The sequence below is a fragment of the Oceanobacillus sp. FSL W7-1281 genome, from assembly GCF_037969835.1.
GTDB lineage: Bacteria > Bacillota > Bacilli > Bacillales > Amphibacillaceae > Oceanobacillus > Oceanobacillus oncorhynchi.
This window is the reverse complement of record NZ_CP150214.1, coordinates 622,771-638,960: the sequence shown is the minus strand read 5'-3', so window position 1 is coordinate 638,960 and position 16,190 is coordinate 622,771. Positions and strand designations below refer to the sequence as shown.

Sequence of the window (16,190 nt, the reverse complement as noted above, 5' to 3'; positions counted from 1 at the left end):
TCCGTTCATCGTTTTAGAAATATCATACCATAGTTAATTTAATTTATTAAGTGAGCTGGTCACATCTATTTGGTTGTACTCCTTTTTTCTGGAATTTTTATATCTTAAAGCTTTGATGACGAAAAAACCTTGAAAGATACAATGAAACTGTATCCTTCAAGGCTTTTCTCCCTACTGTCTTACATCATATAAAAACTTAATTGAATGATTATCCGGATCAATCATTTTCTGAAATGGTTCTTCTTTGACCTCCAGCGGGGTCACTTCATGAATCAAAGGTTTGACATCGATTTTTCCATCCTTCATATATTGTAAAGCTGCTGTCCATTCAAATCCTGGAAAAGGAGCGGAATAGGACATCCAAGAACCGTATACTTTTAATTCTGCTCTTAGAATTCTTTCAAATACATCTGCAGGGAATGTAATCTCTTTCTTCGCTGTGCCAACATATACAACTTGGCCAAGCTTCTCCACTACACTCAATGACTGAACTTGAGTCTGTGGCACTCCTGCTGTTTCGACTACGATTTCCGGTCTTTGATTTTCTTTAAAATAATCATCTAAATCAACTTCTAATGAATTGACGGTAACTGTAGCTCCTAAACCTTTCGCCATTTCCAGCTTTGCGTTATCAATATCTATAACCGTTATTTCTCCTGCACCCTTTGCCTGCAGTGCGAGCAGTGACATCATACCAATTGTACCTGCTCCAAAAACAACGGCGCTTGCCCCGGCGTGGATATCGACTTTTTCAATCCCATGGATAGCAACGGTTAACGGCTCAATTAACGCCGCTTCCTGGTCTGTAATCTCATCCGGTAAAGGCAGGATATTTTTAGCATTTACCGCAACGTATTCAGCCATTGCCCCCTGCTCCCGGGAACCAATAAAACTATAATTCTCGCAAAGCGCCGGATGGCCGCTGGCACAGCTGGAACACTGTTCACACGGAACTAATGGAGCTACTGCAACGCGGTCTCCCTCTTTTAATCCCTGCACTTCGCTTCCTGTTTCCGTAATAACACCTGAAAATTCATGCCCTAAAATGGTCGGGTAATTATGCACCTTTCCATCAAAATAGCGGGCTAAATCGGAACCGCAAATTCCCACATAAGCTACTTTCACTAACACTTGATTGGGTTTAATAACTGGTATTTCCATATCCTTTACGGAGAAGTTTGCTTTACTTTCCAGCACTAACGCCTTCATTTCAACGACATCTCCTATCTAAAATTTTCCTCATATTTTCTCTCTTTTAAATTGAACGTACGTAAAAATAATACTGAATACATAAATTCCGCCAATAATCAACAATGGGACTAAATTTTGAAGCTGGAATAATTCTTTCAAAATAAATGTGATTGGTGCTCCGCCTTGGTCCAGAGAAGCAACTTGGCCGCTTGAAATATTTCCTGTATCTGTTGCCAGCTTCGTATGCACGCCTACCATCATATTCGCTATCCAGATAGTGATACTCATGATAAACGCTCCGGAAATAACCGTCCGGAATAAGTTACCTTTATGGATCCCAACTGCCATCGATACAAAGAATCCAATGGTTGCCAGGTCACCAAACGGCAGGACTTGGTTGCCAGGAATCAAAATAGCAATAACCAATGTTAATGGTACAAAAATCAGACTTGCTGCTACTACTTGGGAATTGCCTAATAGTAATGCTGGATCCAGCCCAATATAGTATTGCTGTCCTTGGAAGCGTTTGTCTAATATTGCCTGCGCAGCTTCTGCTATCGGCATTAAACCTTCCATAATAAATTTAACAACTGTCGGCATCAAGACCATAACAGCAGCCATTTGAATCCCTAACTGCAGCACGTCAGATACAGGGTAGCCTGCCAAAAATCCAATGACGATACCTAATACGGCGCCAATAATGACTGGCTCGCCGACAACTCCAAAACGCTCTTCAATCTTACTGGAATTAATATTTACTTTTTTTACACCTGGAATTTTATCGATAATGGCATCAATGACAACTGCAAATGGAGCGGACCAGGTTCCGGAACCATGCGGAATCGCTATCCCTTCCAAGCCAAAATGCTTATTCACTGTCGGTGCAAACCAATCACCCAGCTTGTAAACAAAGGCAGAGTGAACAACAACACCGATAATTGCAAACCAGAAGTTTCCGGTTGCTGCCAAAATAATGGCTCCTGTAAACGTCATATGCCAGATATTCCAAATATCGACGTTAACCACACGGGTCATTTTCGTTACAAGCATCAGCACGTTGACAAGAATGGCTACAGGAATCGCAACCATAGCAATCGTTGATGACCATGCCATCGGGGAAGCTCCCGGCCAGCCGACATCAACCACGGAAAGACCTAAATTAAAGCGGTCCGCCATTTCTTGTGCAGCTGGTCCTAAATTATCTGTTAAGAGACCAATGACTAAATTAATCCCGACAAATCCGACACCAATGGTTATCCCGGAACGAAGGGATTTTCCAATGCCTTGTTTTAAACAAATTCCCAATATAAAAATAACTAATGGAAGCATTACGGTCGGACCAAGATCTAGTATATATTGTAAGATTTGCATGGACGGAATTTCCTCCTTTTAATGAAGAGATTGCTCTACTGCAGAACCTCTAAAATTTCTTTTTTTGTTTTGTCTAACCCTACTCCTGAGATAAATGCCAATCCATGAATAACTGGAACGCCGTAATCCTTGTCCACCTTAGCTGTGGTTACAATCAAATCTGTACCGCTGACTTTTGATCCTAATTCACTTACACGGCATTGTGATACATCTGCATCAATGTTATTTTCCTTTAATAAAGCTCTGATTTTATTTGCTGCCACCGTTGACGTTGCTACTGCTCCACCACATGCTACTAATACTTTTTTCATTTTAAATTCCTCCAATTTTGGTTAAATAGTATTTTTATTTATAAATCTAAATTTGATTCCAGTAATTGATACGCTTCCTCTACTGTTTGAAGCTGTAATAGCTGATCTAAAAACGCTTGCTGCTGCACCAGCTCCACTATTTTTTGCAATACTTGAATATGCTCTTCTCCATCAGAGCAGCCAAGCAGAAAGACGACTTTCACTTCAATTTCGTCGGAGTCGCTCCCCATAATCCGAAAAGAAACGGGCTCCTTCAGCGTCATTAAACCGATTTTACTTTCATTTACATAACTTGCATCTGTGTGCGGAAGTGCTACTCCGATTACGCCTGTCGGAACACCTGTCGGGAATTCTTTTTCCCTTGCTTTTAATCCTTCGACATATTCACTGTTGGCATACCCTTTCGTAATCATAACGCTTCCAATCTCTTCAAAAATGGCAGCTGTTGAATCTGCGCTGCTATTTAAAAGAATCAAACCTTTATCAAGATAATCATTCATCTTTATGACTCCCCTCCGCTTCAACGGTATAGACTTTCGTTTGCAGTGATTTGATGGTTTCTACTGCTTCTGCATCAGATGTTGTGTCTGTGATTAAAATATCCACTTCATCAATGGCAGCTACTTGGTTCATCGAAGTAGAATGGAATTTGGAGAAATCAGCCATCATAATTTTCAGCTGACAATGTTTCATCATCAACCGGGATACTTCTGACTCTCCCATATGCATATTGGTATAGCCTGCCTGCAAATCTAAACCGCCTATTCCAAAAAATCCTTTATCTACAAAAAGCTTTTCAATCCCACGATAAGCAATTGGCCCAAATAAGGAGTTTTCATTCTTTCTTACATTCCCGCCGATAATAATGACGTCAAAATCAGAATAGTCGATGAGCTCCTGTGCAATCGGTAAAGAGTTCGTGATAATCGTTAAATCTTTTTTGTTATTTATTTCTCTGGAGAAGTATAAAGCAGTAGTTCCATAATCTATATAAATGGTATCTCCATCTTCTACGAGTTCAGCAGCTTTTTTGGCAATGGCCTTCTTTTCCTCTTCATTAACCGTTTTTCTTGTTACATACTTTGTTTCCAGATTGGCTTTATTGAGTATCGCTCCCCCATGAACCTTCCGAACAATGCCTTCCTGTTCCATTTCATAGAGATCTTTGCGGATGGTTTCCCGAGTTACTCCTAAATCATTACTTAAATCTGCAATTCTCACGCTTTTATTTGTTTGCAGATACTGCATGATAATTTCTTGACGATCTTGTGAGAGCATCTAAACACCTCCTAAAGGATAACTTGCAAACGCTTTAAATTGATTATAAGACATAAAACAAAATAATGCAAACATATTTTTATTATTTTTTTGCTTTATTTAAATTTTTCTTTGCTTTTTTTTGCTTTAGGATTTATGATAAACCTATCAAACATGAAAATGAGGTGATAGTTTGTTGCATGTTGTTTGTCCGAACCCCGCATTAGATCGAACGATTTTTTTAGAGAAATTTGATGTTAACGGTGTCAGCAGGTCACATCAGGCGAAGGAGCTATTAGGAGGAAAAGGGTTCAATGTGATTCGTTCTTTTTCTTTTCAAACAAGCAGCGCTTTCATAGCACACGCTTTTTTAGGCGGATATATTGGCAAACATTTGCAAACCTTGGCAAATGACCAGCATATCTCTACGACAGTAACACCTATTAAAGAAAATACGCGTATCTGTTCCATTATTGTAGATAACGAAAAAGGGCACGCACATTTAATTAATGAAAAAGGACCGGTTATCTCCACATCTGAAAAACAGGCATTTGAGGATACCTTACTGGATTCGGTAAAACCGGAAGATTATGTTGTCTTTTCCGGATCGCTTCCAGATGGATTACCCTCATCATTTTATCGGGATTTAATTATTTCTTTGCAGGATAAAGGAGCAAAATGCGTGATAGACAGCAGCGGGGAAGCTCTATCCAAAAGCATCGAAGCGAAGCCATGGCTGCTAAAAGTCAATGAATCGGAATATTTAGAGTTAAAAAACAAAACAGTGGAAACAACGGAAGAAATCATTACCCTCTTAAAGAATGATACAGCACTGGAAAATATCATTATTACATTGGGAGGAGATGGCTCCATTGCAAAAATTCACGGAAAATGCTATCGCGTTACTTTGCCAAACATCACAGCCAAAAATGCAACGGCCTCCGGTGATATTTTTCTTGGAAAATTGTTAGAAGCGTTTCAATCGAATAAAGAAATCGAAACTGCTCTCATAGAGGCAAGCAGTTTTGCTGCTTCAAACTGCTTATATTGGTACCCGCATATTGATATGAACGATGTAAATGAAATAAAAGAACAGATTACATTGGAAGAACTATAAGAGGATGTTCAAAAAGTCCAATAAAAATGACACGGCGAGAAGAGGAACTTCTGTTAAGATCGTCCACGTCCTGTGGACAACACAGAAGTCATCACATCCTGTGAAAGTCCGTTCCTCAAAGCTGCGCCGCCTTGAACTTCCGACGCACAGGACGTGCTAGTGTTGGCGTTGCAACAGGACGTTGCGACCTTAGCCAACTGGTCCTGTTTATCAGACTTTTTGAACTCGCACTATAAACTAATGAGGAGAGATTTCAATGACTTTATACTCTACAACACCAATGCTAAATAAAGCAAAAAAGGAAGGCTATGGCATTGTCGCATTTAACGTCCATTCCTTTGACAGTATTTTTTGGGTAGTGGAAGGAGCAGCCGGGTTACATTCCCCTGTTATTTTGCAGACAACGATGGGAACGGTCAAATCCTTAGGCGCAAAAAATATTGTGAAGGTAGTAACTGCTGCATCAGACTATTATGAAGTGCCAGTTGGTTTACACCTTGATCATTGTACCGATTATGAGCTGATTAAACAATGCGTCCGTGCAGGCTATACTTCCGTCATGATCGATGCCTCGATGCATTCATTTGAAGAAAATGTAACGCGAACCAAAGAAGTAGTGGATCTAGCAAAATCATTACATGTCAACATTGAAGCAGAGCTCGGTAAAGTAGGCGGTGTAGAAGACGATATCGTGGTAGACGAGAAAGACGCTCAAAAAGCAGTTCCTGAAGAATGTGCTGCCTTTGTAGAACAAACTGGCGTACCAACACTTGCTCCAGCCATCGGTACAGCACACGGAATCTATAAAGGGGATCCAGATATTGATTTTGACCGTATCCAAAAAATTGCTGAGATTGTCGACGTTCCTCTTGTATTACATGGCGGTTCCGCTGTGCCTGATAAAGATGTCCGTCAATGTGTCTCACTTGGCATGGCAAAGGTAAATGTTTCTACCGAATTAAAAAACGCTTATTCCCAAGCAATTGCTGATCATTTTAAAGAAAATCCAGACCAATTAGACCCGAGACAATATTTACAAAAAGCAAAAGATGCAGCAATAGAAATGGTTGCTTCTAAAATCAAAATGGTTGGCAGTGAAGGGAAACTGGTAAAACCGTTTGTTTGATTGAGCTGCCGTTTATTCTCAATGCTTCATGATGAAAAGGGCCCTTCGAGATACCGTTTTTCATGCTGTATTTCGAAGGGTCTTTTTTCATTTTACAAATGTTTTTATTTTTAATTTCTCCTCTTCCTTATCTACATCTTCATCCAAACTTCGCTTCTCTTTATCATTTTTCAAAAAATAATGAAATCCTTTCCAGGCCTTAAAATGCATTTCACCTATTTCTAATAACCCATTGACATTTTTTCCAAAGAGGCATACACTAAAAAATCATAACAAACTAACTTGATAGGAATTAGAGGTGTTTTACATGTCTACATTGGCACAACCGGTTTCCGAACAACCAGCAAAAGTGGAGGATGCGCCAAAATTAAATCCCCCGCAGAAAAAACTGGTTGCAGGCGGAATCATTGTTACATTTATTTTGACGATTTATTTAGCAGCCACACAACATGTCGTTCAGCCATTGTTGTTATTGATTGGGTTACTGCTTGGATATACATTGTTTCATGCACGTTTCGGTTTTACTTCAGCCTTCCGGAGACTAGCTTCAGTAGGGAATGGCCAGTCTCTGCGGGCGCATATGTTCATGCTGGCTATTGCATGTACATTATTTGCACCTATTTTAGCATTCGGGTTTTCCTTTTTTGGAGGAACACCTGCCGGTAATATTTCACCGATCGGCATTAGCCTGATTGTCGGAGCATTCATGTTCGGCATCGGCATGCAGCTCGGCGGCGGCTGTGCTTCTGGCACACTTTACGCAGTCGGCGGCGGCCGGACTGTTATGTTTATTACCCTGTTATTTTTTATTGTCGGCTCAACTATTGGTGCGGCTCATTCCACATTCTGGATGGACGATTTACCAGCTGCGGAACCTTTTTCTCTGGCAACCTCAACAGGGCTTGGTTACGGCGGAGCATGGATTGTTTCTTTATTAATTTTTGCCATCATTGCCGGGATAACCATTCTGATTGAGAAAAAACGCAAGCCTCCTAAAATGGCGGCACTCCCTTCCGAAAAGGGCTGGAAACGACTTTTCCGGGGTTCCTGGCCTCTTTTCGCCGCGGGTGCTGCACTGGCTGTTTTGAATGCTCTTACGCTGCTCACTCGTGACAGCCCCTGGGGCGTGACAGCTGCATTTACACTGTGGGGTTCAAAAGCAGCAGGAGCACTTGGCTTTAATGTGGAAAGCTGGGGCTACTGGGCGGGAAATACAGAAGCTCTCCATGCTTCTATTTTCGCAGATACAACAACCGCTCTTAATTTCGGTGTCATCTTAGGTGCTTTCATTGCTTCCGCAGCAGGAGGATTATTTAAGTTTACAAGAGTTACCAAAGGAAACACTGCCGCTTCCATTATTGGTGGTCTTCTGATGGGTTACGGCGCACGCCTTGCATTCGGCTGTAATGTCGGCGCATATTTCAGCGGCATTGCTTCCTTTAGTGCACATGGTTACATTTGGGGAGTAATGGCTCTTGGAGGTACCTTCCTTGCTTTATATTTGCGACCGCTATTCGGTCTTTCTGTGCCAAAACCACGCGATTCATTTTGCTGACAAAGACGCGGCGATACAGGGAGCTCTCTTCCTTGTTGTTAATAGAAAAAACACGGGAATCCCCCGTGTTTTTTCTATTTCAAGTATTGTTTGACATCTTCTATGGTTTCCAATTCATCTATGTGATCGATTATTGTTTCCAACGTGCTTATTTCTTGTTTGTATATCTTTTTCTTTATATCTTTTGAAGGAGGAGCTACGAATTTTGTGATTAATCGAATTGTGGTATTGGCTAATGCTTCTGCTTTGCCTTCTACTATACCTTCTGCTCTACCTTCCGCTTTTCCCTCAGCTTTTCCTTCCGCTCTGCCTTCTTCTTTTTCTTCATTCCGAAAAATCTCCGCTAATGTCATTGTCAACTCGCTCCCTTCTTGATAAGTGTTTCCTATATGGTCGATTATATCATAAAATTGTTTTTTGGTAAGATGCCGCTGGACACGGAAAATATAATAAAACAACGTCTTCAAATACGCTATTGCCCTTGTTTGATCCTGCAGCTGCCGCAGGTAATCGACTGCCTGATAGATGGTATTTACCACGGCGTGGATATCCTTTTTGCGGATATCCCGAAACACCATCAGAATAATTCGCAGGAACACATTCAATTGGACATTTTCGTCTTTATAACCAGATACATCGTATAGAAAAAATTCATAATCAGGGACATATTTCTGCAAATTGGGCGGGAAATCCTTATACCCTTCCAGCAAGTGATGAAAGGAAGTGCCTGCATACCAATCTGTATCGCCATGATACAGCACAATCGGCATAATGATTGGCAGCTTATTTTCTTCTTTATTATCCCGTTTGATTTCCCATATCTCCACCATATATCGCAGTAACTGCAAAGCAGTATAGTAATCATGATAGCTTTTATGCTCGAATAGAAAATAGACGTACGCGGGTTTTTCATGAATTTTTGTCTGGAATAATAAGTCGGAGAAATATTCTTGAAGGTCGTGACTGATAAAACGAAACTTCTTTCTGTGGGGTTTTCGCTCTTCTCCCACAGAATGTTAGTTGAGTGATTCAGGGAGTTAGCGTCCGTTATCCCCCGCTTAAATGAATTTATTTTCACTCTCTATTTCGAGGTGGGGGGTTTTACGGACGGTTCTCCGTGGCGAAGCTGTCTTTTTGCGGCTGAATGGATGCTACATCAATGGTTTCGCGAACGGAAGGCGGTAAAAAGTGGGTAATAAAATCCTTTGCAACATCCACATTTGAAAATGTTTCTTTAAAAATTTTGTCATGCGGGTTTTGAATCTGCAAGCTTATCAAGTCCTTTCATTGGTATCATTCGATGACTGAATCGAAAGTAAGTTCTGAATTATATTAACACAGCCTCCCAAAAGAAACAAATGTTCTAAATTTCTTTTTTAGGTCAGAAAATCCGCTATTTCTTTAACTTTTCGTTAAAGACAGCTATTGAAATATCCAAAAAAAATCAAAACCTCCTGTATATTTTTCAAATTTAATCCCAAACTAAGTATCGTTGTTGATTCACATTCTAAATGGATAGGGATGATAATTAATGATGAATAATAAAAAAGGAATGACCACGTCACTGATTGCTGCAGGTGTAGCAGGTGCGGCAGCCTATGGTATAAGCATGGGGATGCAAAATGGTTCCTTTCAAAACATGTCACAAAAGCTTTCCAATTCCATGAATAGCTCCACCATGCAGGATATTGCTAAACCGCTTCAGGATATGCTTACAAGCGGCGGCCAAGCAATGAATCAAGGTGCTAGCGGAGGACAGAATCAAACACAATCTTCTTAGATGCAGGTGCAGAAGCATTTACTTTTAAGATGACAAAAGGGATGACATCAGCTTCGATGTCATCCCTTATTAAATCGTTATAATTCCCCTTCTTCTCCCCATGACTGCAATGCATGCAGAGACTTTTCAATAATCAAACCTTGGTCATTATCCAAGGTTGCTACATGATAGCTCTCCTTCAGAGTGACGATCTCTTTTGAATTAGCAGATATGCTGTCCAATATCTTCTGAGCATTATCAGGTGAGACAACATGGTCTTCCTCGGAACTAAAAATAAGTGCAGGGCAGGTTATTTTTGCCAGATTTTCCTTTGTTTCTTTTATCAGGCTTTCTAATTCTTTAATTGATTTAACTGGTATTTTTTCATAAGTGATTTCCATAGCATCTGCCTTTTTGATATCTGGTCCATCATCCGCAATGAAACGCTCTTTGAGATTTTCATACATTGCAGGCAATTCCACTGCTGCGTTGACAGTAATGATCCCGGCAAGCGGGTACTTTGCTGCCGTATATAGCGTCAATGTGCCTCCCATGGATAAACCGCAAACAAAAATTTTATCGCATCGTTCTTCAAGCCAGTTATATGCTTCTTCAACAGAAGCTATCCAATCTTGGTATGTATATTTTTCCAGATCCTCAGGAGCTGTTCCGTGACCCTTTAACCTCGGTCCACAAACAGTGTACCCTGCGTCTGCGAAAGCTTTTCCAATCGGATACATCGCTTGAGGCGATCCAATAAAACCATGGATTATTAGAACCCCTGCACGATTCCCTTCAAAATAAAACGATTCTGCTCCATTGATAATAGGATACTGATTGCTCATCTATTATTCCTCCTCTTAACGTAAACTTTACTTCTTATTGGAATAATTCAAATCATAACACTATCTTTTGAATTATAACAAATTGATTTCCTATAATTTGATTTATCTCATGAAGAAGATTATCTAAAAAAACTTGGACTTGTATGGTAAATGTATTTTCTTTTTCCATCTTCGCTGTCCCTCACCATCATTTATTATTTCCTTCTTATATAGTAAAATAAGCAAAAGCCTTCACTACAATCCATTATATAAGAAAGAAGGGTTTCCTTGAATATAAACCTTCGTAAAGAACAACCAACAGATTATCAAAAAACAGAAGCGCTCATTGAACAAGCTTTCCGAAACGAAGAGATGAGTGATCAACAAGAGCATTTACTTGTACAACGTATCCGCAGGTCCAATGCTTTTATTCCAGAGCTTTCTATCATCGCAGTAAATCAACAAAATAACATCCTTGGCCAAATTCTTTTTTCAAAAATAACGATTGAAAACAACGGACAAACAACAGCATCGTTGGCTCTTGCGCCCGTCTCTGTTCATCCAGACTACCAAAAGCAAGGGATTGGGTCTATGTTGATAAATGAAGGATTAGAACAGGCAAAGGCAGCTGGATACCCTTCTGTGATTGTGCTTGGTCATGCCGATTACTATCCCCGCTTCGGCTTTAAACCGGCCAGTTTATGGGGAATTCAAGCTCCATTCGATGTTCCAGATGAAGCCTTTATGGCTTTGGAGTTAACACCGGGTGCGTTAAAGGATGTCAGTGGTGTGGTTCAATATTCCGAAGCATTTTCTGAATAGCATACTGCTTCACCAGCTTACCGATAAAGGGAAACTTCCTTCAGTGGGGGTTTTCTTTGATTCCCCACTGAATTTGAAAGGAACAAAGGCTAAGTTCGTGACGTCCTAGTCCCAGTCCCAACCAGTTACACTGCGACAAATTGGAACGCATATTGTCGGGAAACAGTTGATTTCAATTGGTATCCTTTAAATGAGAAGAGGAGGTTATCACATGGATACGCTTAATTCCACGAATGCTGCTATTGATTATATAGAGGAGCATTTAGATAAGAAAATCAATTACCAGCAGGCGGCTCAAATTGCCTGTTTTTCGGAACATCATTTCAAACGAATGTTTTCTTTTCTTGCCGGTATCCCTTTATCCGAGTATGTACGCAGGCGTCGACTAACATTGGCAGCATTAGAACTGCAGGAGAATAACAAGAAAGTGATTGATGTAGCATTGAAATATGGTTACCAGTCCCCTGATTCGTTCTCCAGAGCCTTTCAGGAATTGCACCATACCTTGCCTAGTACAGTAAAGCAGACAGGAGTTTCTCTTAAAGCTTATCCACCGATTTCCTTCCAAATTTCTATTAAAGGAGATGTTGAGATGAAATATCGTTTTGTCGAAAAAGATGCTTTTCACATTGTAGGGCATAAGGAAGTCATGTATCCAGAGGATGGAGATTTTAACCCTACTCTTTGGAATACACTTACCGATGCAGATTATGCAAAACTTGGAACACTTGAGAGAGAAGATCCGAATTTAAGCGGCATACTAAATATCACCGTCAATACCTGCCACGGTCCAGAGCAGAGCGAAGAAGCCTTGGAATACTATATTGCTGTTGTAACAAATCAAACTGCTCCAGATCATCTCGCTGCGTTAGAAATACCTAAACAACAATGGGCTGTTTTTGATGCGGAGGGTGAGATGCCTCATGCCTTAACAAGCACTTGGAGTAGAATTTACACAGACTGGTTTCCAACATCGGGATATGAACTTGCAGAAGCTCCCGAGATTGTAAAAAGCATCCATGATATGAAAACGGAGATTTGGATTCCTGTACAAAAAGGATAAGGTCTTTTACCTTAATTCAACTATCACAGACTAAAATAAGCGTGAAAAATTTTATAATGAATAGGTGAATTTGATGCCATTGTTGGACTGGAATTGCAAATAACTGTTAAATGATTTATTCGTGTGTATAATGACACTTACAATAATCTCATTTTATTGCAATAGGACAAACGTTCAATCTTTTTTGCCGGCTTCTTGGAAACACTATCAATTTAGCTTTTTTATGCACTTTATAAAGAAGTCGGCAAAAATATGTGATTAAACCTCATTTTTTTGATATCATATATATCTTAAAAATTCTATAAAGAACCAAAACCAATAGTATGACAAATTAATCAGGATGTATTAATTCTGTTACGTTAGCTATTTCCTTGTCGTATTTGTTTGATATAATTGTTACTTCATTTAAATCAAATGCTTTCACAGTAGAATTAACATGAAATTTCGAGTCATCACATAGTAAGAAGTTCTTTTTAGAATTATGAATAACATGTTTTTTTTTGTTTGCCTCAACAAGATTTGGCGTACTCGCTCCTTTGAATAAATCAATTCCATTAGCTCCTATAAACGATTTATCAAAGTAAAAATTTTGTATGTTATTATCAGCCAAAGGTCCATTTAATGATGAAATGTTAGGGTTATATCTACCGCCTAAAACGATTATCTCCGCTTGAATTTCTTGAGAAATACCTAATACACTAGCGTTTGTAGTAATTATACTAATTTTCTTATCAAGAATTTTGTTTAATAATGCAGTGCAAGTGGAGCCCGAATCTAGATAAATTACATCTCCATCATTTATTAACCTTGCAGCTAATTCAGCAATTGCTTCTTTTTCTTTGGAATGTAACGATTGTTTTGCTGTTATAGATAACTCTACTGTTGGAGAAGATACTTTTACTGCCCCACCTGTTAACATAACAACTTTTCCTCTTTTCTCCAATTCCTTCAAATCTCTTCTAAGAGTAGAGATGGATACATTCGGAAGTAAACGATGCAATTCTTCAATTTTTAAGATTTCCTCTTTGCTAAGCTTTTCAAGAATTTTTTCTTGTCTCTCATAAGGAATCAAACCTTTTCCTCCTTACACGTAGAAATGATAATTACATTTTATCATTTTTTAGTGGTACATGATAAAAAATACTTTTATATTTACAATAAAAATAGCAAGACCAATGAAGTTTGATTTCATCATTGATCTTGCTGCTTCTAAATAGTATGTTTTACTCTTCTAACTTTGTTATCTTTTCTACTCTTTTAGAATGTCGACCTCCTTCAAACTCAGCTTCTAACCATTCCTTCACAATCATTTTTGCAAGCTCCTCACCTACAACTCTAGAGCCTAGAGCAAGAATGTTCGTATTATTGTGTTCCTTCGATAGTTTGGCTGAGTAAGGTTCACTGCAAACAACTGCTCGAATCCCTTTTATCTTATTAGCTGCAATAGAAATACCTACGCCCGTCCCACATATTAATATTCCTCGGTCAAAATCTCCGGAAAGGACTCCCTCAGACACTTTTTTGCTATAGTCAGGATAATCAACGCGTAAATTGGACTCTGTACCGAAATCTTGAATAGAGCACCCAAGCTCTTGCAAATACTCTATAATTGCAGGTTTTAATTCATATCCAACATGATCTGAACCAATTGCTATTTTCATTTGTTTCCATCTCCTCTTTTCAATATTTAAAATTATTAATTAACTCTCTATACTTTTGTTCCTTACCAAATAATGCTGAGGTTCCTAATACAAAACCATCAACGCCAATTCCACTTAATTTTTTCATTACAGTTGGCGACACAGCTCCATCTACTATAATTTCAAATGTATTATTAATTTTTAAATTAACTAACTTCATTATTTTCTCATCTACATAATCAAGATATTTTTGACCTGAAAACCCTGGATTTACAGTCATCACCAGAACATAATCAACTAATGAAAGAAGTTCTTCAATTTGATGAATTGAAGTGCCTGGATTTATTGCAATACCTGCCTTTTTGCCCTTTTCTTTGATTTTATCAAGCGTACGGGTTGGATGTTTATCTGATTCTGGATGAATGTAAATAATATCCACGCCAAAACCAGCAAATAATTCTATATACTCTCCTGGATTTGAAATCATTAGATGGACATCTATCAGCTTATCAGTTGCTTTTTTTATGACTTCAATATCTTGCAGCCCCATTCCAAAGTTAGGAACAAAATGACCATCCATTATATCAATATGAAAAATATCTATCCCGGCATTATCTAATTCTTTCACTTCTTCTTGTAAGTTATTAAAATTTGCGCACATCATAGAAGGACAAATAAGCATAACGTTGATTTCACTCCTTCGAAAAAGATTTATTAACTATTTGTTAAAATCCCTTCTCATTACTAAATTCCCAACTTGAGAGATAGTTAGATTTTTCCTATACAAGCTTTTCGTCTTTTCTTGTAAAGATATACGATAATACCCCTGCTACCACTAATGAAATTAGCAATCCAATCATAGCGTGTAAAAAATTAGATCCATTATCTTGCACAAAAGCAGGAAAAGTTGTTACACTTCCAAAAACAAAAGCGTTCGTTACAACTTTCATTAATCCAAGGTAAGCTCCTCCAGTGGCTCCTCCTATGATTTGTGCTAAAAATAATTTTTTATTTTTAACTAATAAACCAAATAATGTTGCTTCGATAATGGCAGATAAGGCGACGGTAATTAAACCTGTTAACGAAAAACTTCTTAGTTTTTTATCCTTTGCTTTAAAATAAACACCGATTGTTGTTCCAATAACCGCAAAATTACAAGCAAATGTAAAAGGTACAATATAATCAAATCCATAAGTAGAAATATTATTAATCATAATAGGATTTACAGCCCAGTGAATACCAAGACTAACTAGGATGCTCCATCCGCCTCCAACGAGAATACCTGTTAATACACTGCTTCTTTCTATTAACCAATTAACAACGTTTGCCACTGCTTCTCCGCTGTATACCCCAACAGGCCCAATAATCATCACTGTTAGTGGAATCATAATGACTAAAGAAACCAGAGGAACAACAACTAACTTCAAAGTTTCTGGAATATGTTTATCTAAGAATTTATACAAATAGGAAAAAGCCCAAATAGATAAAATAATTGGTACCACTGTAGAATTGTAATTCATCAAAACAACAGGAATACTAAAAAAGTCTGTTGTCGCTCCATTTCCTACATTGCCCATTAATGCAATAAAATCTGGATGAATCAGTGAAGCTCCAATTAAAACCGAAATGTATGGGCTTGCACCAAATCTTCGAGCTGACGTAAACGCTAACAAAACAGGAAGAAAATAGAATACACTCATTGAAGCAACAAACAAAATAGTATATGTTCCACTGTCTTCACTAATCATTCCTGCTTGTACTGCTAAAATTAGTAACCCTCGTAAGATACCTGATCCCGCTAAAGCTGGAAGTAAAGGCGCAAAGATTGCTGAAATGGCTGAAAATATATTGCTGATAATACTGCCTGACTTTTCATTCTTTTCCTCTGTTTGCTGGAGGGAATCTCCTTTTGCCAAAGGTTCAAATTCATCATAGAGTTTCGATACTTCTGTACCAATTAATAGTTGATATTGCCCAGCTTTATTAACTACGTTTATCACACCATCAATTGCCTCTACAGATTTATCATCTACGATTGATGTATCTTTTAATGTCAGTCTTAGTCTTGTTGCGCAATGAGTCATGTTCGAAATGTTCTCCGCCCCGCCGACCTCACTTAAAATTTCTTGTGCTAATTTTTTATAATCCATGTAT

At 38.6% G+C, this 16,190-nt stretch carries 18 protein-coding genes; 6 read left to right on the top strand and 12 right to left on the bottom strand.

Translation table 11 applies throughout. From position 1 onward, the window contains the following. Nucleotides 1-171: 171 nt before the first annotated feature. Genes MKX55_RS03255 through MKX55_RS03235 form a run of 5 tightly spaced genes read right to left on the bottom strand, consistent with a single transcriptional unit; the run spans nt 172 to nt 4,151 of the window. The gene (locus tag MKX55_RS03255; protein ID WP_339182375.1) at nt 172-1,209 is read right to left on the bottom strand and encodes a galactitol-1-phosphate 5-dehydrogenase; all 1,038 of its coding nucleotides are present in this window, start codon (nt 1,207-1,209) and stop codon (nt 172-174) included. 30 nt (nt 1,210-1,239) lie between these two features. Then, entirely contained in the window at nt 1,240-2,562 is a 1,323-nt protein-coding gene (locus tag MKX55_RS03250) for a galactitol-specific PTS transporter subunit IIC (protein ID WP_042531631.1), read from the bottom strand. Nucleotides 2,563-2,597: 35 nt separating this feature from the next. Then, nucleotides 2,598-2,873 (bottom strand): PTS galactitol transporter subunit IIB, encoded by a 276-nt coding sequence (gatB, locus tag MKX55_RS03245; RefSeq protein WP_042531629.1) that lies wholly within the window; start codon nt 2,871-2,873, stop codon nt 2,598-2,600. A gap of 38 nt (nt 2,874-2,911) precedes the next feature. Continuing rightward, on the bottom strand, nt 2,912-3,373 hold the full coding sequence (locus MKX55_RS03240; protein ID WP_339182370.1) for a PTS sugar transporter subunit IIA: 462 nt from the start codon (nt 3,371-3,373) through the stop codon (nt 2,912-2,914). Next, complete coding sequence (locus tag MKX55_RS03235; protein ID WP_339236012.1) at nt 3,366-4,151, bottom strand: DeoR/GlpR family DNA-binding transcription regulator; 786 nt, start codon at nt 4,149-4,151, stop codon at nt 3,366-3,368. Before MKX55_RS03235 ends, MKX55_RS03240 begins: the two co-directional genes overlap by 8 nt. Nucleotides 4,152-4,323: 172 nt before the next feature. On the opposite strand from MKX55_RS03235, the gene MKX55_RS03230 reads away from it, so the two are divergent. From MKX55_RS03230 to MKX55_RS03220, 3 genes are all read left to right on the top strand, one after another. After that, nucleotides 4,324-5,247, top strand: a complete 924-nt coding sequence (locus MKX55_RS03230) for a 1-phosphofructokinase family hexose kinase (RefSeq protein WP_339182367.1) — start codon at nt 4,324-4,326, stop codon at nt 5,245-5,247. 256 nt (nt 5,248-5,503) lie between these two features. Next, entirely contained in the window at nt 5,504-6,373 is an 870-nt protein-coding gene (locus MKX55_RS03225; RefSeq protein WP_339182366.1) for a class II fructose-bisphosphate aldolase, read from the top strand. Nucleotides 6,374-6,680: 307 nt separating this feature from the next. Next, nucleotides 6,681-7,928, top strand: coding sequence for a YeeE/YedE family protein (locus tag MKX55_RS03220; RefSeq protein ID WP_212929447.1), 1,248 nt, complete (start codon nt 6,681-6,683; stop codon nt 7,926-7,928). A gap of 74 nt (nt 7,929-8,002) precedes the next feature. Here MKX55_RS03220 and MKX55_RS03215 read toward each other — a convergent pair whose 3' ends face one another. Together MKX55_RS03215 and MKX55_RS03210 are read right to left on the bottom strand one after the other, a co-directional pair. Beyond that, the gene (locus MKX55_RS03215; protein ID WP_339182364.1) at nt 8,003-8,938 is read right to left on the bottom strand and encodes an Rpn family recombination-promoting nuclease/putative transposase; all 936 of its coding nucleotides are present in this window, start codon (nt 8,936-8,938) and stop codon (nt 8,003-8,005) included. Nucleotides 8,939-9,029: 91 nt separating this feature from the next. Then, complete coding sequence (locus MKX55_RS03210; protein ID WP_339182362.1) at nt 9,030-9,197, bottom strand: Rpn family recombination-promoting nuclease/putative transposase; 168 nt, start codon at nt 9,195-9,197, stop codon at nt 9,030-9,032. Between the two features lie 262 nt (nt 9,198-9,459). Here MKX55_RS03210 and MKX55_RS03205 point away from each other — a divergent pair, with 262 nt between their 5' ends. Beyond that, nucleotides 9,460-9,708, top strand: a complete 249-nt coding sequence (locus MKX55_RS03205) for a hypothetical protein (RefSeq protein WP_339182360.1) — start codon at nt 9,460-9,462, stop codon at nt 9,706-9,708. 77 nt (nt 9,709-9,785) lie between these two features. Here the strand turns inward: MKX55_RS03205 and MKX55_RS03200 are convergent, their stop codons facing one another. Then, nucleotides 9,786-10,532 carry an alpha/beta fold hydrolase gene (locus MKX55_RS03200; protein WP_339182358.1) on the bottom strand — a complete coding sequence of 249 codons (747 nt, stop codon included), beginning with the start codon at nt 10,530-10,532 and terminating at the stop codon, nt 9,786-9,788. 267 nt (nt 10,533-10,799) lie between these two features. On the opposite strand from MKX55_RS03200, the gene MKX55_RS03195 reads away from it, so the two are divergent. Both MKX55_RS03195 and MKX55_RS03190 read left to right on the top strand, forming a co-directional pair. Continuing rightward, nucleotides 10,800-11,333: an N-acetyltransferase gene (locus tag MKX55_RS03195; RefSeq protein ID WP_212929443.1), complete on the top strand. Its 534-nt coding sequence runs from the start codon at nt 10,800-10,802 to the stop codon at nt 11,331-11,333. 211 nt (nt 11,334-11,544) lie between these two features. Further along, nucleotides 11,545-12,396 (top strand): AraC family transcriptional regulator, encoded by an 852-nt coding sequence (locus MKX55_RS03190; RefSeq protein ID WP_339182356.1) that lies wholly within the window; start codon nt 11,545-11,547, stop codon nt 12,394-12,396. Nucleotides 12,397-12,727: 331 nt separating this feature from the next. Here MKX55_RS03190 and MKX55_RS03185 read toward each other — a convergent pair whose 3' ends face one another. The 4 genes from MKX55_RS03185 to MKX55_RS03170 form a co-directional block, all read right to left on the bottom strand. Continuing rightward, complete coding sequence (locus MKX55_RS03185) at nt 12,728-13,468, bottom strand: DeoR/GlpR family DNA-binding transcription regulator (RefSeq protein WP_212929441.1); 741 nt, start codon at nt 13,466-13,468, stop codon at nt 12,728-12,730. Nucleotides 13,469-13,619: 151 nt separating this feature from the next. Then, entirely contained in the window at nt 13,620-14,057 is a 438-nt protein-coding gene (gene rpiB / locus MKX55_RS03180) for a ribose 5-phosphate isomerase B (RefSeq protein ID WP_212929440.1), read from the bottom strand. A 19-nt stretch (nt 14,058-14,076) separates the two neighbouring features. After that, the gene (gene rpe, locus MKX55_RS03175; RefSeq protein WP_212929456.1) at nt 14,077-14,727 is read right to left on the bottom strand and encodes a ribulose-phosphate 3-epimerase; all 651 of its coding nucleotides are present in this window, start codon (nt 14,725-14,727) and stop codon (nt 14,077-14,079) included. Between the two features lie 88 nt (nt 14,728-14,815). Continuing rightward, the gene (locus tag MKX55_RS03170) at nt 14,816-16,186 is read right to left on the bottom strand and encodes a PTS transporter subunit EIIC (protein WP_339182351.1); all 1,371 of its coding nucleotides are present in this window, start codon (nt 16,184-16,186) and stop codon (nt 14,816-14,818) included. Nucleotides 16,187-16,190: the final 4 nt, after the last annotated feature.